We start from the raw sequence: 19462 nt of genomic DNA, 5'->3' as shown, positions 1-19462 counted from the left end.
TTTGCGAAAATCCCTGAGGCGATACATCATCCTAGGGGGCTGTCCCTGCCCGGACCCTGGTCCGACGTACATGGTCCCCACCTGACGTTACTGGCGTCAGAGGACTTTCCAGCAAACGACCTCGGCGGTCCCGCCAACCTGCCCGCCAAGCTCCCGAGGAGGCGATGACCGACCTGTCCGCCGACCTCACCGCTCAAAAGCAAAAACTGCGCGAGCGGCTGCGCTTCCGGCGGCGGCATTTCGCCGCGAATCTCGACGGCATGGCGCAGTTGGCCGCTTTCCGCGCGCTCCCTGCGCCGCTTTCCGAGCTTCTCGCCGGCCATGCCATCGTCGGCGCTTATGCCGCATGGGGCGACGAGCCCGACATCCTGCCGATGTTCGCGGATCTTGCGCAGGCGGGCGCGCTTGCCCTGCCCCATCACGCCGGACGCATCGCGGAAATGGATTTTCGCTTGTGGCGGCCCGGTGAATCGCTGGCGAAAGGGCCGTGGGGCACCCGCCAGCCCGCCGACGATGCGCCATTGGCGACGCCGAATCTCATTTTCTGTCCGCTCGTCGGCTTCGATCGCCGGGGCGGCCGGATCGGTCAGGGCGGCGGCCATTACGACCGCTATTTTGCCGCGCATCCCGGCGCGCTGCGCATCGGTATCGGCTGGTCGGTGCAGGAAATCGACGCTACGCCGCGCGAATCGACCGACGTCGCGCTCGACGCGATATTGACCGAACAGGAATTCATCCTTTGCGGAGATCGTTTGTGAATCATGATCCGGCCAACCCCCAGCCAAGCTGGCGCAAGCCCGCGGGCATGTTCCTGATCCTTGCGCTGATCGCAGGATGGACCGCGATCGTCGTCAGCCTCTCGCCGTGGGTAGGCACCTGGCCGGTGCTGGTGCAGGCGATCTTCTATCTCGTGGCGGGGATCATATGGATCGCGCCCTTGAAGCCGCTGCTGCGCTGGATGGAACTGGGGACTTGGCGCCGCTAAAGAGCGGCGCCAATCCCATATTTCCAGTGATGGAAAGTCCCAAGCTGCGGTGGCCATTCCGTCCCTAAAGACGAGAAATGGCGCGAGTGACGGGGCTCGAACCCGCGACCTCCGGCGTGACAGGCCGGCACTCTAACCAACTGAGCTACACCCGCGTGTGCTTGGGAGCCGCGCCAATATGGCCCTCGCTCCGGCCTGTCAACCGTCGCTTGCATCCTGTGTGCGATTTAATCGATCGCGCACCTCGTCGGTGGTGGTCAGCGTGCCATGTTCGAACAGGAAACCCGCAAGATCGGGCGTCCCCGTCGACGCGAGCACGGTCTGCAAAATCAGCAGCAGCGGAACCGCGAGCAAGGCGCCCGGCGTCCCCCACACCCATCCCCAGAAGCTCAATGACACGAGAATGAGGAGCGGATTGATCGTGAGCCGCTTGCCGAGCACCAAAGGCGTGATCAGATTCGCCTCGACGAGGTGGACGCCGATGAAGATCAGCGCGGGCAAAAGCGCGAGCCCGACAGCGTCGAAGGTCATCAGCCCGCCGAACCCCAACAGCACCGCGGCGACGATCGGCCCCAGATAGGGCACGAAATTGCAGATGCTGACGATTCCGCCCCACATGAAGGGCGACGGCATGCCGAGCGCCCACAGTAGCAGCGCGACCGAAAGGCCCAGAATCGCGTTGATCATCGTGATCGTCGCCAGATAGTCGGCGGTCGCATCGACGACATTCTGGATAACACGCGCGGTCTGCATCGCGCCGTCGAAGCTGCCGCGCCGGCGAATCGTGCCTTTGCGCAGCCGCGTCCAGCCCGCGAGGAAGAAGAAGATGACGAGCACCGCGAAGAACAGCTGGATCGCCGCCGAGGGCGCCGACGAGATGAAATAATCGACCACCGAGGTCGGAGCCGTCGCGGCGACGGCCTGTGCGGTCGCTTCGGTCCCGCTCGCCACCGACATCAGCGTGCGGTCGACGAAGCGTTGCAGAGTCGAATAAAAGTCGATCAGCGGCGCCAGATTGCTCTGGATGCGCGGAATCGATTCGGGAATGCGCGCGAACCAGCCCGTCGCCGGCACGACGATGATCGCGAGCGCCGCGTTGATGATCGCGAGGAAGGTCGCGAGCGCCAGGAACGCCGCAAGCGCCGACGGCAGGCCGCGCCGTTCGAGCCATTCGAGCAGCGGCACGAGCGCGATCGCGATGACGATCGCCGCGGTGAGCGGAAGGAAGAATTCGGCGCCGGCTTGCAGGGCAAAAGGCAATCCCAGGCAGAATGCCGCGCCGAGGATCAGCGCGAGCGCGGCAAGCAGCCGGTCGCGGCGAAAATCGTCGATCTCGATCTGGTGCAGCGGATTGACGCGCGGCGGACGCACATCCTTGCTGCCCCGGTCCTCCGCCACCCCGCTTCTCCTTGTTAACCGCCTCACCTTACGCGCGCTTTACTTGCCGCGCCAGCCGCCCCGTTTCGCGCGGAGCGAAGGCTGGGCTTGTCCCTTTTTGGAGCAAGACGCGCTCTTCTACCTGCATTTTAACCAGAAATTACCCTTTATCAGCGACTGACGGCTCCAAGGACCAACCTGTTTCGGAGTCAATATGATGATGATAGCGCCTGTGGGGGGCGCGAAGCATCAGCTTCTTCCCTCTTGTTCGACCCTGGCCCTGCTCGTAGCGCTCGCGCTGCCGATGCAGGCCAACGCCGCCGGCACACGCGCCGGCTCCACCATCAGCAACACCGCCACCGCGAGCTTCGATGCCGGCGGCGGTACGACGACGATCGATTCGAACCGCGTCGACCTGCTCGTCGACGAACTGCTCGACGTCACGGTCGATTCGAGCAACCCGGGCGACGTCCCGACGACGCCCGGCGCGACGGGGCAAATGCTCACCTTCTCGGTCACGAACAACGGCAACGGCGTCGAGGCCTTTGGCCTGACGACGATCGCCGACGCCGGGGGTGACGATTACGACCCCGTCGTCACTCAGATCTACCTCGACAATGGCGACGGCCTCTTCGACGCGGGCACCGACACGCTCTATACGCCAGGCGCGAACGATCCGTCGCTCAATCCCGACCAAAGCGTCACCGTCTTCGTCCTCGCGACGACGCCGGGTGCGGCCGCCGACGGCAATCGCGGCATCGTCAGCCTCGTCGCCGCCGCAAAGACGGGCACGGGCGATCCCGGCGACAGCTTCGCCGGACAAGGCGAAGGCGGCGGCGACGCGGTCGTCGGCTCGACCGGCGCCGACGGGCAGGACGCGGGTACATTCCTCGTTTCGGCCGCGACCGTCACGCTCGTCAAATCGGCGGTCGTGACCAATTCGCTGAACACCGCCGACCCGATCCCGGGTGCGACGATCACCTACACGATCGTCGCCACCGTCGCGGGCAGCGGCTCGGTGAACGGCCTCGCGATCACCGACGATATTCCGGCGGACACCAGTTACGTCCCCGGTTCGATCACGCTCGGCGGCAGCGCACTCTCCGACGCGGCCGATGCCGACGCCGGCAATTATAACGGCACGCGGATCAACGTCGCGCTCGGCACCGTTGCCGGCGGCCAGACCCGCACCGTCACCTTCCGCACCACGATCGATTGATGGAGATGCCCATGCGCACCGGCCTTTTCCTTTTGCTCGCCGCGCTGATGCCCGGCCCGGCGCTAGCCGCGAACCAGGTCGCGCTCGACAATCATGTGTTCGTCGAGCGCGTTTCGACCGACGCCGAGGGCAAGCAACGCATATTGCTCGAAGAACCCAAGGTGGTCGTTCCAGGCGACCGGCTCGTCTTCGTGCTCAACTATCGCAACGCCGGCGCGCAGCCGGCCGACAAGTTCGTCGTCACCAACCCGATGCCCGCGGCGGTTCGCTTCGCGGACGCCGGCGACACGCGCCCCTTCGTCTCGGTCGATGGCGGCAAGCAGTGGGGACTGCTTTCCGACCTGAGCGTACCGATGGAGGGCGGCGAGCGCCGCGCCGCGCAACCGGCCGACGTGACGCATATTCGCTGGGCTTTCCAGACCCCGATCCCGGTCGGCGGCACAGGCAAGCTCATGTTTCGGGGAGTTGTCAAATAGCGAAGTGAAATAACCGCTTAACGGTCGCCAGCGGTGGGGAAACGGCGACCACATAAAGCCCAGGAGCTCAGCTATGACCAGCAAGCTGACTTATATGGGTGCCATCGGTCTGACGGCGCTTTCGAGCGTCGCCGCCGCGCCGGCCTTTGCCGCCGGCACGACCGCGGGCACCACGATCACCAATACCGCCACCGTCGACTATCAGGTCGGTGGCGTCGCGCAGGGCCAGCAGTCGGCCTCGAACAATTTCACCGTCGACCGCAAGATCAATGTGCTTGTCGAGGAAGTCATGGATCTCACGACGACCGTCGTGCCCGGGCAAGCCAATGCTGTCACGACTTTCCAGCTGACCAACATGTCGAACGAGACGCTCGATTTCGCGCTCACGGCGACGCAGATCGTCGGCGGCACCGCTTCGCACGGCGGCACCGACAGCTTCAACGTCAACAATATTCGCATCTATCGCGACAATATCTCGTCGGGAGCGATCGGCAGCTGGGACGCGGGCGACACGCTGATCACCGGCTATGTCGACGAACTCGTCGTCGATACCGCAATCCGCCTGTTCGTCGTCGCCGACATACCGGCGGGCCTCGCGAACAATGCGGTGGCGGGCGTCACGCTTCGCGCCACCGCGCGCGAAGGCGGAGGCATCGGCACCCAGGGGGCGGCGATCACCGAAACCACCGGCGCGAACACCGCCGGCAAGGACACGGTCTTCGCCGACATCACGGCCGGCGCCGCGGGCGATGCGGCGCGCGACGGGTCGCACAGCGACAATGACGATTATACGGTGCAGACGGCGACGCTTGCCGTCACCAAGACCAGTCGCATCATCTCGGACCCCGTCAACGCGACGACGAATCCGAAGCTGATCCCGGGCGCGGTCATCGAATATTGCATCGCGGTCGCCAACACCGGCAGTGCCGCGGCGACGTCGGTGGTGATCACCGACCCGGTTCCGGGCCAGCTGACGTTCAATGCGGGGTCGATCCTGCTCGGCGGCACGGTCACCAGCGGGACATGCGATTTCAACGGCGCGACCGGCGGCAGTTATGCGGCGCCGAACGTGTCGGGCACGATCGCCTCGATCGCCGCGGGCACCGCCAGCACACTCGTCTTCCGCGCGACCGTCAACTGATCGGGTGACGAACGGGGCTGCGGGCGATCCGGCAAAGCCGGCGTCCGCAGCCTCCTTCGGGGCTTGCATGGCACTCCGCACGACCTTTTCCGGCCTCGTGACCGCCCTGGTCGCGGCAGCGCTGCTGCCCGCAACCACGGCCCATGCGCAGGTGATCACCAACACCGCCTCGGCGCAGTGGACGCATGACGGGCACCCCGGTCAAGCGCTGTCGAACCGCGTCGATGTGACTGTCAGCCCGCGACCGCCCGAGCGCCCGACGATTACCACCTATCGCCTGACGAACGGCGGCGGCACCAAATCGGTACCGATCGCGCCGACGCAATGCAGCCGCGCCGACGCGCGCAGCGCGACGAGCACGATTGGCCTCGGCGGCGCCTATGCGGGCATTTCGACCGCCCCGGCGTCGCTGCAAAGCACCGACAATTTCCGTGCCGGCGAAGTGCTGGTGGTGGGAATCACGCTCGCATCGGCAAACAGCGATCCGCAGGCCCGCGACATTCTCTCCGTCACTCTCGAACTCGAAAACGGCGACCGCGAGCAAATCGGCTTGACCGAGACCGCCATCGACAGCGGCGAATTCGTCGGCTTCATCAACACGATCGGTGTCCCGCCCGCCGTCGTGCAGGGCGATTGCCGACTTTCGGTCAGTCCCGGCGCACCGTTGGCGCTGCGCGTTACAGATCAGACGAATGCCAGCCTCGTTGCGCTCGCGACGATCAATTTCCTCGTCGACCCGTTCGGCATCGTCTTCGACAGCGGCGACGGCGCGCCCGTTGCGGGGAGCCGCGTGACGATCGTCGACGCCGCGACCGGCCAGCCCGCACCGGTGTTTGGCGACGATGGCGTCTCGGCCTATCCATCCAGCGTCGTCACGGGCCAGAGCGTCACCGACGCAGGCGGCACCGTCTACGACTTTCCGCTGGGCGACTATCGCTTTCCTTTTGTCGCGCCCGGCAGCTACCGCCTCATCGTCGAACCGCCAGCGCCCTTCACCGCGCCTTCGAAGTCGGGCGCCGCCGATCTGGCGAGCTTGCGACGCCCCGACGACGGCCAGCCGTTCGAGATCACGCGCGCGAGCTACGGTAATATATTCACGCTGAGCAGCCCCACCCCCGTGCGCGTCGATATTCCCGTCGACCAGCCGGGGGTACCGCTGGTCCTGCGCAAGACGACATCGACGCAGGTGGCGGTACCCGGCGACGTGATCCAGTATCGCATCGAGGTTGCGAACCGCGATGCCCGCCGCAGCACCGGCACCGTCACGGTGCAAGATCTGCTGCCCACCGGCATGCGCCTCCGCGCCGATACGGTGCGCATCGACGGCGTCCGCACCGACGCTCTGGTCCAAGCGAATGGCCGCGCGTTCGCGGTCACCCTGCCCGGTATCGCCGCCTCGCGATCGCTGCTCCTCACCTATCTCGCCGAGGTCATCGTGTCGGCGCAGCCCGGCAATGCGCTCAACCGCGCGAGCGCGACCGACAATCGTGGGACGCAGAGCAATATCGCCGAAGCGACGATCGCGATCAAACGCGACCGGCTCGGCGACCGTATGACGATCATCGGCCGCATCACCGACGGCGGCTGCAGCGTCGATCCGGGCAAGGCCGACGGCATCGGCGGCATCCGCGTGATGCTGCAGGACGGCAGCTACACCGTCACCGACGAGGATGGCCGCTATCATTTCGAGGGCGTGCGTCCCGGCCTGCACGTCGTACAGATCGACCCGTCGACCCTTCCGCTCGACCGCGAAGCCATCGACTGCGCGCGTTCGACGCAAAACGCCGGCAACGCAATCTCGCGTTTCGTCGAGGGCCGTGGCGGCGCGCTGAAACGCGCCGACTTCCGCGCCGCCCGGAGCACGCCGCGCGCGGCGCCGAAAACGGTGGCGGTCGAGACGCCCAAGGCCCTGAGCGATCCCGAAGCAGCCGGCGCGGGCCGCGACTGGCTGGCGGGCCAGACGCCGGGCATCGGCTGGCTCTTTCCCGAAAGCGACCATAATCCGCGCGCCAAGGCGATCCGCGCCGCGATCAAGCATGCGCCCGGCCAGACGGTGTCGCTGCGCGTCAACGGCAAGCCCGCCGATCCGCTGACTTTCGAGGGCGTCGGCAAATCGGCCGACGGCAGCGTCGCGGTCAGCCTGTGGCGCGGGCTCGAGATCCGCGAAGGCGAAAACCGCCTCGTCGCCAATGTGAAGGATGCAAACGGCGTCCCGATCGAAACACTCGAACGCAGCGTCCATTATTCGATCACCCCGATGCGCGCGACGCTGATCCGCGAAAGGTCGATGCTCGTCGCCGACGGCGTCACGCGCCCGGTGATCGCCGTGCGCCTGACCGATCGCGACGGCAAGCCGATCCGGGCCGGGCTAACCGGCGATTTCGCCGTCCCCGCGCCCTATTACCCGGCGGTCGAGGCCGACGCGCAGCAGGCACGCCAGCTTTCTGGCCTCGAACGCGCGCAGCCGCTGTGGAAAATCGATGGTGATGACGGCGTCGCCATGATCGAACTCGAACCGACCACCGCCTCGGGCACGCTCGCGATCGATTTCATCTTTCGCGACGACAAGCTGGTGCGCAAGCAAACGATCGAAACCTGGCTCGATCCGGGCGACCGCCCCTGGACCGTCGTCGGCTTCGCCGCGGGCACGCTGGGCTACAACACGCTCGACGACCGGATGGAGCCGGTGGCGGAGACGACGGGCGATCTCAATGCCGACGCGCGTCTTGCGCTCTATGCCAAGGGCCGCGTGCGCGGAAAATGGCTGATGACGCTCGCCTATGACAGCGATAAGGACAAGGATGACGCACGCTTCGGCGGCGTGATCGACCCGCGCGCCTATTACACCATCTACGCCGACCGGAACGAGACGCGCTACGACGCCGCTTCGGTGCGCAAGCTCTACCTGCGCCTTGAGCGCCCGCAATTTTATGCGATGTTCGGCGACATAGAAACCGGCATATCGGAACCCGAACTCGCCCGCTACCAGCGCGCACTCAATGGCGGTAAGACCGAGTATCGCGGGCGCAACCTCGCCGCGACCGCCTTCGTCGCCGACACCCCCTATCGCTTCCGCCGTGACGAGATTCAGGGCAACGGCCTGACGGGCCCGTATCAGCTCGGTGCGAAGGACATATTGCCGAACAGCGAGCGGATCGTCATCGAAACGCGCGACCGGCTGCACAGCGAACGCATCGTCGACAGCATCAGCCTGTCGCGCCACGTCGATTACGATATCGACTATCTGTCGGGCACAATCCGTTTCCGCGAACCCGTGCTCAGCCGCTCTTCCGCCCTCGATCCGCAATTCATCGTCGCCGAATATGAAGTAGACGGTGTCGGCCAGCGCGTGCTCAACGCCGGTGGGCGGGTGAGCTATCAGTCGAGCGACGAGAAGCTGCGCGTCGGCGCGACTTTCATCCACGATGAGGATGGCAATGCCAGGACCAACCTCGGCGGCATCGACGCACGCTATCGCCCGACAATCGAGACCGAGGTGCGTGCCGAACTCGCGGTCAGCGACGCCAAGGCGGTCAACGGCGGCACGGCCGCCGCCGGCACCGCGAAGGCGTGGCTGATCGAAGCCGAGCATCATAGCAGCAACGCCGACTTTCTCGCCTATGTCCGCGAGCGCGAGCCTGGTTTCGGCACCGGCCAGCTCAACAGCGGGGAGAATGGCACGCGCAAATTCGGTTTCGACGCGCGCGTGAAAGCCAGCCGCAACCTGTCGGTGACCGGCAGCGCGTGGCAGGAAGATTATCTCGAAACCAGCGCGCGACGCCGCGCGGCGCGCGCGCTCGCCGAATATGACAATGGCAACAGCGTCATGCGTGCCGGGCTGACCCACGCCGACGACCGCTTGACCGATGGCGCGCGTAACCGGTCGAACATCGTCCAGCTCGGAGCGAGGCAGCGGCTCTTCGCCAAACGGCTCGAACTCGACGCGCAGACCGAGTTCGCGCTCGGCGGCAAAGATGCGAGCGTGGACTTCCCGACCCGCCATCGCCTCGGCGCGCGTTTTGCGGTGACCCGCGACGTCAATCTCGTCGGTAGCTATGAGATCGCCGACGGCGATACGATCAAGGCACGCACCGCGCGGCTCGGCTTCGACCTGACGCCCTGGTCGGGCGCGCGCCTGCTCGCGACCGCGAACCAACAGGAGGTCGGCGAATATGGTCCGCGCAGCTTCGCTGCTTATGGCCTGTCGCAGTCGCTGAAGCTCGGCGAACGCTGGTCGGTCGATGTGTCGGTCGACGGCAATCGCACTATTGGGGGCGTCCGCGCGAAGGACGTTCTCAACGTCGAGCACCCGGTCGCGTCGGGCGGCTTCCTCGGCGGTAACGGCACGCTGACCGAGGATTTTGTCGCGATCAGTACCGGCGCGACATATCGCGCCGACCGCTGGACGCTGACCGGCCGTGCCGAATATCGCGATGGCGAGATCGCCAACCGCTACGGGCTCACCCTCGGCGGCCTGCGCCAGCTCGGCGAAGGCCGCGCGCTCGGCGCGCTCTTCACCTACGCCAAGGCGAGCGGCAGCGGCACCACGCCGACGACCGAGGTCATCAACTTCGAGATGAGCTGGGCGCACCGTCCGGCCGATTCGCGGGTTTCATGGCTCAACAAGAGCGAATTCCGCTCGGACAAGGTACGCGACGCCGTCGCGGGCGAGCCCGGCCCGATCGGCGGCGCGCTGACGATCGACGGCGATGCGACGAGCCGCCGCCTGCTCAACAGCCTGTCGGTGAACTGGGTCCCGCTTGGCGAGCGCGGCGAGGATGGTATGTGGTACGAACGCGCCGAAATCGGCTTCTTCTGGGGCACGCGTTACAATTTCGACCGCTTTGGCGAGGACGATGTCAGAGGCTGGTCGAACCTGATCGGCGCCGACGTCCGTTTCAACCTTGGCGAACATGTCGATGTTGGCGCGTCGGGCACCGCACGGATCGGCACGGGTGGCGATACCGTCGCTTGGGCCGGCGGCCCGACGCTGACGCTCGCGCCGATGAAGAACGCCAACATTACCTTCGGCTATAATTTCGCGGGCTTCCATGACCGCGATTTCGAAGACGCACGCTTCTCGCGCTCGGGCGCCTATGTGACCTTCAAGCTGAAGTTCGACCAGACGAGCTTTGCGGGGTTGGGCCTTTAAACTGGCGCAATCACCCAAGCTCGTCACCCCGGACTTGACCCGGGGCTTATCAGCCTTGCAAAGCGGGATGCCGGATCAAGTCCGGCATGACGAAAAAGAGAAACGTTTAGTCCGCGAACAACAGCACCGGCGTTTCGACCAGCTTCTTGAGCGCCTGCACATAGCTCGCCGCATCCCAGCCATCGACCACGCGATGGTCGCAGCTGATCGACAGATTCATCAGCTTCGCGCGGCGAATCTCGTCGCCATCGAAGACCGGGCGCTCGACGATCTTGTTCGGACCGATGATCGCGACCTCCGGGCGGTTGATCACCGGCGTCGTCGCGATGCCGCCGAGCGGGCCGAGCGACGTGACGGTCAGCGTGCCGCCGGTGAGCTCCTCGACCTTCGCCTTGCCGGTGCGCGCGGCTTCGGCCAGGCGGCTGATCTCGCTCGCGAGCTGCCACACATTCTTGTCCTGCGCGTCGCGGATCACCGGGACCATCAGGCCCGCGTCGGTCTGCGTCGCCATGCCCAGATGCACCGCGCCGTGGCGCGTCACCACGCCGCCTTCGTCGTCGTAGCGCGCATTGATCATCGGAAACTCGGGGATCGTGCGGCAGATCGCGACGATCAGGAAGGGCAGCATCGTCAGCTTCGGACGACCGCCGCGATTGGCGTTCAAATCGGCGCGCATCTCCTCGAGCGCGGTGACGTCCATTTCCTCGACATAGGTGAAGTGGGGGATCGCGCGCTTCGAGGCCGCCATATTCTCGGCGATCTTGCGGCGCATGCCGATCACCTTGATCGGCTCGTCGGCGCGGGCGCGCGACGCGCCCGGCGCATGATAGCCCTGCCCGCCGCTGTAGCGAAGGAAGGCATCCAGATCGGCATGGCGGATGCGATCGCCTTCGGCCTGCACCTGGCCGAGGTCGACGCCGAGGTCCTTCGCGCGGGCGCGGACGGCGGGCGACGCCAGAACGGACTTACCAGATTCCGCTCGTCCTGAGCTTGTCGAAGGACCGCTCTTTTCTTCCGAAGGCAGGGGCGGCGCTTCGACGGGCTCAGCGCGAACGGGTTCGGGGGTTGCCGCCACTTCGACGACCGAGACTTCCTCGGCACCCGGCGTTTCTGCCACGATTTCCTGTTCGACCGGCGGCGCTTCAACCTCCCCCTCGCCATCTCCGTCGGTCTCGATCACCGCGAGGGTCGAGCCGATCGGGATCAGGTCGCCGACCTCGCCCGCCAGTTCGACGACGACGCCCGACACGGGCGATTCCATTTCGACGGTCGCCTTGTCGGTCATCATGTCGGCAAGCTGCGCGTCTTCCTCGACGCGCTCGCCGACCTTGACGTGCCAGGCGACGATCTCGGCTTCGGCGATGCCTTCGCCGATGTCGGGCAGACGGAATGAATAGCGGGCCATGGCGTCAGTCCTTCAGGATTTTCGTGAGCGCAGTCGCGATGCGCACCGGGCCGGGGAAATAGGCCCATTCGAGGCTATGCGGATAAGGCGTATCGAAGCCGGTGACGCGTTCGACCGGTGCTTCGAGATGATAGAAGCAGCGCTCCTGCACCAGCGCGGCGAGTTCGGCGCCGAAGCCCGAGGTGCGCGTCGCTTCGTGGATGATCAGGCAGCGGCCGGTCTTTTTGACCGAGGCCTCGATCGCGTCGATATCGAGCGGCAACAGCGTGCGCAGATCGATGATCTCGGCGTCGATGCCCATTTCCTCGACGATCGTCTTGGTCACATGGACCATCGTGCCATAAGCGAGGATGGTCAGCGCCTCGCCTTCGCGCACCGTCACCGCCTTGCCGAGGTCGATGCGGTAATAACCCCCGGGCACCGCGCTCGCTTCATGCTTCGACCAGGGTTCGACCGGGCGGTCGTAATAGCCGCTGAACGGGCCGTTATAGATACGTTTGGGTTCGAGGAAGACGACCGGGTCGTTATCCTCGATCGCCGCGATCAACAGACCCTTGGCGTCGTAAGGGTTCGAGGGGATCACCGTCTTCACGCCGCAGATATGCGTCATGATGCTTTCGGGCGACTGGCTGTGCGTCTGCCCGCCGAAAATGCCGCCGCCGAACGGGGTGCGCACCGTCATCGGACAGATATAATCGTTCGCCGAACGATAGCGCAGCCGCGCTGCCTCGCTGACGAGCTGGTCGAGCCCCGGATAGATATAGTCGGCAAACTGGATTTCGGGAACCGGGCGCAGGCCATAGGCGCCCATGCCGACCGCGACGCCGATGATCCCGCATTCGTTGATCGGCGTGTCGAACACGCGGGTCTTGCCATGCTTTTTCTGGAGGCCCGCGGTGGCGCGGAACACGCCGCCGAAAAAGCCGACGTCCTCGCCCATCACCACGGTGTTCGGGTCGCGTTCGAGCATGACGTCCATGGCGCTGTTGATCGCCTCGATCATGTTCATGGTCTTGGTATCGGCCATCATTCGGGCTTCCAATTGGGGCCGAACTTGGCCTCTTGCTCGGCGAGCATCTGCGCGCATTGTTCCTTGAGGTGCCAGGGCATCTCTTCGAACACGTCCTCGAACATCGTTTCGAAGGGCTGGTGCATGCCGTGGCCCAAAATGCCGAGCTTTTCCGACTGCTTCTGGGTCGTCTTGACCAGCTCGTCGAGCTCCTTTGCCTGCGCCTCGTGGCGTTCGGCGTCCCATTCGCCGATCACCTCGAGATGCTGGCGCAGCCGCGCGATCGGGTCGCCGAGCGGCCAGGCGGTGGCTTCGTCAGCGGCGCGATAGGCGCTGGGGTCGTCCGAGGTGCTGTGGCCTTCGCTGCGATAGGTGAAATGCTCGATTAGTGTCGGGCCGTTATTCGTCCGCGCCCGGTCCGCCGCCCACTGCGTCGCGGCGTAAACCGCGAGCGGATCGTTGCCGTCGACGCGAAGCCCGGCGATGCCATATCCGACCGCACGCGCCGCAAAGGTCGTGCGCTCGCCGCCGGCAAAGCCCGAAAAGCTCGAAATCGCCCATTGGTTGTTCACGACGTTGAAAATAACTGGCGCGTTGTAGACGGTCGCGAAGGTCAGCGCCGAGTGGAAGTCGCCTTCGGCCGACGAGCCCTCGCCGCACCATACGGTCGCGATACGGCTGTCGCCCTTCGATGCCGATGCCATCGCCCAGCCCACCGCCTGCGGATATTGCGTCGCAAGGTTGCCCGAGACGCTGAAGAAGCCATGCTCGGGCGCCGAATACATGATCGGGAGCTGGCGGCCGAGCAGATGATCGCCGCGGTTCGAATAGATCTGGTTCATCATCTGGATCAGCGGATAGTCGCGCGTGATCAGGATGCCCTGCTGGCGATAGCTCGGGAATACCATGTCGGTCCGGTCGATCGCCATCGTCGACGCGACCGAGGTCGCTTCCTCGCCGGTGCACTTCATATAGAAGCTGGTCTTGCCCTGCCGCTGGGCGCGGAACATCCGATCGTCGAACGCCCGCGTCAGCATCATGTTTCGCAGCATCGAACGGAGCCGCTCGGGCGACAGCCTGGGATCCCACTGCCCCTTCGCCTGCCCGTCGAAATCGAGTACGCGCACGAGGCCGTAGCAAAGCTCGCGCATCGCATCGGGCTTGGTCGCTTCGCCGGGGCGCGGGGTCGCTTCGACCGCGGGAACCTCGATATCGCCGAAGTCCGGCGTGTCGCCGGGACGATAGCGCGGTTCCGGGATATGAAGCGACAGCGGCGGCAAATTGCTCGCCGGACGCTGAGGCGTCTCAGGCATATCTTCTTCCCTTCGGGCGCGAATCGCGCGCCTAGTTATATTTCAATCTGGCGACAGATTATTACGGACGCCATAGGAATGCAACGCCGGCCATCAGACCGCCACGGGCGCGGAAATATGCGCTTGCGGTGCATAATCCTCGACCGCGAAATCCTCGAAACGATAATCAAAAATGCTCGAAGGCCGGCGAACGATGCGCAGCTTGGGCGCGCCCGCGGGAACACGCGACAATTGCTGTTCGACCAGATCGGCGTGATTGAGATAGAGATGCACGTCGCCGCCGGTCCAGACGAGTTCATGGGCATGCAGCCCCGCCTGTTCGGCAACCATCCGCGTCAGCAGCGCCGCCTCGAAGACATTGAAGGCAAAACCCAGCCCGAGGTCGCACGAGCGCTGAAAGAGCAGGCACGACAGGCCGCCATCGCTGCGGACGTGAAACTGATAGGTCATATGACATGGCGGCAGCGCCATGCGATCGAGGTCGGCGACGTTCCAGCCGGTAAAGATGTGCCGCCGCGACCCGGGGTTATTCTTCAGCGAGTCAATCAGCGCCGCGATCTGGTTGTGCCCTTGACTCGCGCGGCGAAAAAGCCCCTCGCCCGCCGGCTCATAGCGGGGCCAGTTGACCCATTGATGCCCGTAAACCGGCCCGAGATCGCCCCAAGCGGCGGCGAAATCCGCGTCGGCGATGATCCGCGCCTCGAAATCCTCGGCGCTGATCGTTTCGCGCGTTTCGCGGCGATATTTGTCGAGCGGCCAGTCGGTCCAGATCTTCACGCCCTGCGAAACGAGCGACCGGATATTGGTGTCGCCGGTCAGGAACCACAGCAGTTCGCGCAGGCCGGTCTTCCAATAGACGCGCTTGGTCGTGAGCAAAGGGATTGCGTCGTCTTTCAGCGAGAATCGCATCGTCTCGCCGAACAGCGAGCGCGTCCCCACGCCGGTGCGGTCGACCCGCTCGTCGCCTTCGACCCAGATGCGCCGCATCAGGTCCAGATATTGCAATTCATAATGGATGGAATCAGGCAAGACTCGGCTCCCGGCTTTGTCCCTTGGTGCTAGGCTTCGCGCCGCGAGGGGACAAGGGAACAACATGGGAAGCAACATGGCTTGCGTCACAAAGCCTCCGATGCGGGGCAGTCGGGCGTTGGGAATCGCGCTGCGTGAGCGCATGGGGACAGCGATGACCCTGTTCGAACCCCTCGGCAAAGCGCCGGATCCGTCGGCGCTGGCCGGCTTCGTGCCGTGCCAGCTTGAGGATGATTTCGCGCGCCTTTTGCTGCGCCCGATGTTCAACGACGAGCGCGAAACCCTGTTCCTCGCCGCATTCGACGCCTTCGAACGCCTCGTGCGGCTCGAACGCGTCGATGGCGATAGATCGGGCCGCTGCGTTATCCCGCCGAGCGCGTGGCGCACGCTCGTCGACGGCGGCATCGCGACGGTCGTCATGGCGCACAACCACCCCTCCGACACGCCCTGGCCGAGCGACGCCGACATCCGCGCGACGCACGCTGCCGCGCTTTTCCTGCGGACCATGGACATCGATCTGGCCGATCATCTGATTTTCGTTGCGGGCGGTCATTTCAGCTTTCGAACTGCCGAAATGCTGTAGCTACAGCAATTGCATTGAATGTGCCGATTGGCGCTTGAAGTTCGCAGATTGCGCGTCTAGAGGACCGCCCTGCCTTCGCGGCGACCCCGGTCGTCGCGCAGATCGGTCGGGGAGTAGCTCAGCCTGGTAGAGCACTGTCTTCGGGAGGCAGGGGCCGGAGGTTCGAATCCTCTCTCCCCGACCAATTTCCTGCATATTGCAGATTCTGCACCGTCTCTTCTTGTAAGTCGGCGAACAAATCCCTAAATTCAAACTACGCCGCCATGGTTTTCCCCCTTTCCATCGCGGCCAGTGTCCCGTCAGCTTTGGCGCGGACGCGTCCTCCCTGGACCCTGGCCACCTCGTACTTCGGTACGAGGTGGTTTTTTATTCGGCTGCCTCGGGATAAATTTCCGAGTCGGGGGTGGCTTGACCGATCTCGGCAACAAGGTCCGAAAACCAGTTCGCAAGACGCGCAACCCGGCCTGAATCCGGCGTGCGGCCGGGGCCAAGATACAGGCTGCGGTCGATCTCGATCTGCACGGCATGGATCGCATGCCCGGGCTTCCCATGTGTGCGAACGATATGCCCCCCCGCATAGGGCTGGTTCCGCGACAGCGGCGCGCCCAGACGCTCCGCCGATGTCATGACCCGATCGACCAGCCATGCGCCCGCCGTCGCCCCGAAATGGTCGCCGACGACGATTCGCGCGCCATGCCCCATCTGGCCGGCGGGAATCGGGGGCATCGAATGCAGGTCGATCAGGATCGCATGTCCGAACCGGCGCCGCGCCTCCTCCAGCGCGCCGGCCAGCGCGACATGGTAGGGCCTGTGGAACGATTCGAGCCGCCAGTGCAGCGCCGCATGATCGATCGGCTGCCTCCACAGCGGCCCGCAGTCGGCGAGCCGCGTCGGAATCACGCCGAGCCCCGCGCGTTCCTTTCGTCCCGGCGCCGAAAATTGCATCCGAAGCGGCATCGCGACCTCGCCCGGCGCCATCTGCCCTTCGCCGCGATTGAGGTCCGCGACCGCGCGTGCCCACAAAGCCTGCACCACGGTGGCGCCCGCATCGGCGGCGCCCGCGGCGATCAGGTCGCACCAGCTATCCTCGAGCCGTTCGAGCTCGGGCCGGCCAACGCGGGCGGCGGCGAGGATATCGGGCGGATAGATGCGCCCGGCGTGCGGCACCGACACCACGACCGGGCTGCTCACCTCAGGCCGGTTGACAGCGATGGCGGTGGGCGGAATGGTGCGAAGCGGCATAAACGATGGGTGGCAAAAAAAGCCGGATAAATCCAGTGTCCGCGTCAATTTGTTAAATCTCTGGCGCTATGCCGGACGGGATTTTGAAGGCGCATTCCGACCGAATGGGCGGCGCCGAAAGACCAGGGAACAGATTTCAGCATGATTCGCATTTTGCTCGCCGAAGATGATGATGTGATGCGCGAGTATCTAGCGCGAGCGCTGACGACCGCCGGCTATCACGTCACCGCGGTCGACCGCGGCACCGCCGCCGTGCCCTATATCGATTCGGGTACCTTCGACCTGCTCCTCTCCGATATCGTCATGCCGGAAATGGACGGGATCGAACTTGCGCAGCACACCGCGAAGGCGGCGCCGCAGACGCAGGTGATGTTCATCACCGGATTCGCCGCGGTGTCGCTGCGCGCCGAGGAAAATGTGCCGCAGGCCAAGCTGCTATCGAAACCCTTCCACCTCAAGGATCTGGTGCGCGAGGTCGACAATCTGTTCGGCCGCGCGGACCGGTCGAACCAACAATAAAGACGCGACTGCACGCGAAGGGCTTGCCAAGCCGCGCAGAGGCCTTTAGGGGCCGCGTCACCCCAAGGGATGGGCGTGTAGCTCAGTGGTAGAGCACTGTGTTGACATCGCAGGGGTCGCAAGTTCAATCCTTGCCACGCCCACCATTAAAAACGCCGCCGCCCCATCGGGTTGGTGGCGTTTTTGCTATCTGCCCCGGCTCACGCCATCCCCTTCGCAAGGTCGCCGCGCGACGCGTCGCCGATCTGGCTGCCGCCGTCGCAGTCGAGAATCGTGCCGGTGATATAACCCGCGGCCGGCGAGCAGAGGAACACCGCCGATTCGGCGACCTCCTCGATCCTGCCCCAACGCTTCATTGCGATCCGGTCATAATGCGCCTGCCGCGCTTCGGCATCGGGCGCGAGGCGCTTCATCCCCTCGGTATCGGCGATCGGTCCCGGCGAGATGCCGTTCACGCGCACCTCGGGACCCCATTCGAGCGCGAGGACGCGAATCAGCTGGTTGATTCCCGCCTTCGCCGCGCAGGCGTGCGCCTGCAACGCCGAAGCATTGACCGCCTGCCCCGCCGTGATCGCGATCAGCGACGCGCCCGGGCGATTGAGCAGGTCGTGGCAGCCGCGAAACACGTTGAAGGTGCCGTTGAGGTCGATATCGACGACGGTGCGAAAGGCGTTGGCCGACATGCCGAGCACGGGCGCGAGGAAATTGCCCGCCGCACCCGAAATGACGATATCCATCGGCCCCAGTTCGCCCGCGACCTGTTCCATCACGCCGCGGATCGCGGAAAAATCGCGCACGTCGCCCGACAGGCCGAGCGCGCCCTTGCCGATATCCGCTGCGGCGCGTGCCGCCTTATCGGGATCGCGACCGGCGACGGCGACCTTCGCGCCGAGTTCGGCAAAGCGTTTCGCGATGCCGAGGTTGATGCCGCTTGTGCCGCCTGCGACAAAGGCGGTCTTTCCCGCCAGCAGATTATCCCGAAATGTCGACATCGCACTCATCCTCTTCTCCACGGTTGGCGACGACCCGGACGATGCGGGGTTGACGGATCGAAACCAGTCGCCTTTTGAAACTGGAACAGACAGCAAGGATGACCCGATGGCAAGTGCCGGCCCCACTTCGAACAGCTTCATCTCGCAGCGGCTGAAGCTTCATTATGTCGACTGGGGCAATCGCGGCGCACCGCCGCTCCTCCTCGTCCACGGCGGCCGCGACCATTGCCGCAACTGGGACTGGGTCGCCGAAAAGCTGCGCGATCGCTATCATATCATCGCTCCCGATCTGCGCGGTCATGGCGACAGCGCATGGGCGCCCGACGGCAATTACGCCATGGACACTTTTGTCTATGACCTGGCGCAGTTGATCCATCAACTCGACCTCGGCCCGCTGTCGATCGTCGCGCATTCGATGGGCGGCAATATCGCGCTGCGCTATACGGGGCTCTATCCCGAAAATGTCCGTAAGCTCGTCGCGATCGAGGGGCTCGGCCCCTCGCCCAAGGTCATCGCCGAGCGCGCGCAGACCGGTTACGCCGAACGCTTCCGCAAATGGATCGACGACAAGCGCCAGGCGGCGGGGCGCACGCCGCGCCGCTATGCCACGCTCGAAGACGCGCTCGCGCGCATGATGGGCGAGAACGCCTATCTGACCGAAGCGCAGGCGCGCCACCTGACGATCCACGGTATCAGCCGCAACGAGGACGGAACGTGGAGCTGGAAGTTCGATAATTATCTGAACGTCTGGCCCGCCTTCGACATGCCGCAGGAGGATATCGTGTCGCTATGGGGCGCGATCGCCTGCCCCACCCTGCTCCTCTATGGCGCGAACAGTTGGGCCTCGAATCCCGAGAAGGACGGGCGACTCCAACATTTCAACACCGCAAAGGTGATCGAGTTCGAAAATGCCGGCCACTGGCTGCACCACGACCAGTTCGATCGGTTCATGTCCACGCTAGACGAATTCCTCTAAGCCGAACGCCGGTTGTGCGCTCCGGCGCGCGATGAGAGACCGCG

At 65.0% G+C, this 19462-nt stretch carries 16 protein-coding genes and 3 tRNA genes; 11 read left to right on the top strand and 8 right to left on the bottom strand.

Going from position 1 to position 19462, the window contains the following annotated elements; all coding sequences use genetic code 11:
* Positions 1-164: 164 nt before the first annotated feature.
* On the top strand, positions 165-758 hold the full coding sequence (locus VFG17_RS15355; RefSeq protein WP_325030242.1) for a 5-formyltetrahydrofolate cyclo-ligase: 594 nt from the start codon (positions 165-167) through the stop codon (positions 756-758).
* Positions 755-985, top strand: coding sequence for a DUF2842 domain-containing protein (locus VFG17_RS15350; protein ID WP_325030241.1), 231 nt, complete (start codon positions 755-757; stop codon positions 983-985). Before VFG17_RS15355 ends, VFG17_RS15350 begins: the two co-directional genes overlap by 4 nt.
* 78 nt (positions 986-1063) lie before the next feature.
* Here VFG17_RS15350 and VFG17_RS15345 read toward each other — a convergent pair.
* Both VFG17_RS15345 and VFG17_RS15340 read right to left on the bottom strand, forming a co-directional pair.
* A tRNA-Asp gene (locus tag VFG17_RS15345) sits at positions 1064-1140 on the bottom strand.
* 43 nt (positions 1141-1183) lie between these two features.
* Complete coding sequence (locus VFG17_RS15340; RefSeq protein WP_325030240.1) at positions 1184-2383, bottom strand: AI-2E family transporter; 1200 nt, start codon at positions 2381-2383, stop codon at positions 1184-1186.
* A gap of 193 nt (positions 2384-2576) precedes the next feature.
* Here VFG17_RS15340 and VFG17_RS15335 point away from each other — a divergent pair, with 193 nt between their 5' ends.
* The 4 genes from VFG17_RS15335 to VFG17_RS15320 all read left to right on the top strand — a co-directional run bounded on the left by VFG17_RS15335 (position 2577) and on the right by VFG17_RS15320 (position 10350).
* Positions 2577-3581: a hypothetical protein gene (locus VFG17_RS15335; RefSeq protein ID WP_325030239.1), complete on the top strand. Its 1005-nt coding sequence runs from the start codon at positions 2577-2579 to the stop codon at positions 3579-3581.
* 11 nt (positions 3582-3592) lie between these two features.
* Entirely contained in the window at positions 3593-4057 is a 465-nt protein-coding gene (locus VFG17_RS15330) for a hypothetical protein (RefSeq protein ID WP_325030238.1), read from the top strand.
* 73 nt (positions 4058-4130) lie between these two features.
* Complete coding sequence (locus VFG17_RS15325; RefSeq protein ID WP_325030237.1) at positions 4131-5198, top strand: hypothetical protein; 1068 nt, start codon at positions 4131-4133, stop codon at positions 5196-5198.
* A 67-nt stretch (positions 5199-5265) separates the two neighbouring features.
* Positions 5266-10350, top strand: a complete 5085-nt coding sequence (locus VFG17_RS15320) for a hypothetical protein (RefSeq protein WP_325030236.1) — start codon at positions 5266-5268, stop codon at positions 10348-10350.
* 106 nt (positions 10351-10456) lie between these two features.
* Here the strand turns inward: VFG17_RS15320 and VFG17_RS15315 are convergent, their stop codons facing one another.
* The 4 genes from VFG17_RS15315 to thyA form a co-directional block, all read right to left on the bottom strand.
* Positions 10457-11755 carry a dihydrolipoamide acetyltransferase family protein gene (locus VFG17_RS15315; RefSeq protein ID WP_325030235.1) on the bottom strand — a complete coding sequence of 433 codons (1299 nt, stop codon included), beginning with the start codon at positions 11753-11755 and terminating at the stop codon, positions 10457-10459.
* A 4-nt stretch (positions 11756-11759) separates the two neighbouring features.
* Complete coding sequence (locus VFG17_RS15310; RefSeq protein ID WP_325030234.1) at positions 11760-12785, bottom strand: alpha-ketoacid dehydrogenase subunit beta; 1026 nt, start codon at positions 12783-12785, stop codon at positions 11760-11762.
* Positions 12782-14077 (bottom strand): 3-methyl-2-oxobutanoate dehydrogenase (2-methylpropanoyl-transferring) subunit alpha, encoded by a 1296-nt coding sequence (locus VFG17_RS15305; protein ID WP_325030233.1) that lies wholly within the window; start codon positions 14075-14077, stop codon positions 12782-12784. Before VFG17_RS15305 ends, VFG17_RS15310 begins: the two co-directional genes overlap by 4 nt.
* A gap of 93 nt (positions 14078-14170) precedes the next feature.
* Positions 14171-15106 carry a thymidylate synthase gene (gene thyA / locus VFG17_RS15300; RefSeq protein WP_325030232.1) on the bottom strand — a complete coding sequence of 312 codons (936 nt, stop codon included), beginning with the start codon at positions 15104-15106 and terminating at the stop codon, positions 14171-14173.
* A gap of 154 nt (positions 15107-15260) precedes the next feature.
* On the opposite strand from thyA, the gene VFG17_RS15295 reads away from it, so the two are divergent.
* Both VFG17_RS15295 and VFG17_RS15290 read left to right on the top strand, forming a co-directional pair.
* The gene (locus VFG17_RS15295; RefSeq protein ID WP_325030231.1) at positions 15261-15689 is read left to right on the top strand and encodes a JAB domain-containing protein; all 429 of its coding nucleotides are present in this window, start codon (positions 15261-15263) and stop codon (positions 15687-15689) included.
* A 107-nt stretch (positions 15690-15796) separates the two neighbouring features.
* Positions 15797-15873: transfer RNA gene (locus VFG17_RS15290), tRNA-Pro, on the top strand.
* Between the two features lie 182 nt (positions 15874-16055).
* Here VFG17_RS15290 and VFG17_RS15285 read toward each other — a convergent pair.
* Complete coding sequence (locus VFG17_RS15285) at positions 16056-16880, bottom strand: N-formylglutamate amidohydrolase (protein ID WP_325030230.1); 825 nt, start codon at positions 16878-16880, stop codon at positions 16056-16058.
* Positions 16881-17072: 192 nt separating this feature from the next.
* On the opposite strand from VFG17_RS15285, the gene cpdR reads away from it, so the two are divergent.
* Positions 17073-17450 carry a cell cycle two-component system response regulator CpdR gene (gene cpdR / locus VFG17_RS15280; RefSeq protein WP_136174742.1) on the top strand — a complete coding sequence of 126 codons (378 nt, stop codon included), beginning with the start codon at positions 17073-17075 and terminating at the stop codon, positions 17448-17450.
* Between the two features lie 71 nt (positions 17451-17521).
* Positions 17522-17596: transfer RNA gene (locus VFG17_RS15275), tRNA-Val, on the top strand.
* Positions 17597-17650: 54 nt separating this feature from the next.
* On the opposite strand, the gene VFG17_RS15270 is transcribed toward VFG17_RS15275, so the two are convergent.
* Positions 17651-18442: an SDR family oxidoreductase gene (locus tag VFG17_RS15270; RefSeq protein ID WP_325030229.1), complete on the bottom strand. Its 792-nt coding sequence runs from the start codon at positions 18440-18442 to the stop codon at positions 17651-17653.
* A gap of 106 nt (positions 18443-18548) precedes the next feature.
* Between VFG17_RS15270 and VFG17_RS15265 the strand changes: the two genes are divergently transcribed.
* On the top strand, positions 18549-19418 hold the full coding sequence (locus VFG17_RS15265; RefSeq protein ID WP_325030228.1) for an alpha/beta hydrolase: 870 nt from the start codon (positions 18549-18551) through the stop codon (positions 19416-19418).
* Positions 19419-19462 lie beyond the last annotated feature (44 nt).

Origin of the sequence: Sphingopyxis sp. (assembly GCF_035686825.1) — a bacterium.
Taxonomy (GTDB): Bacteria; Pseudomonadota; Alphaproteobacteria; order Sphingomonadales; family Sphingomonadaceae; genus Sphingopyxis.
This window is presented reverse-complemented; position numbering and strand designations above follow the sequence as displayed.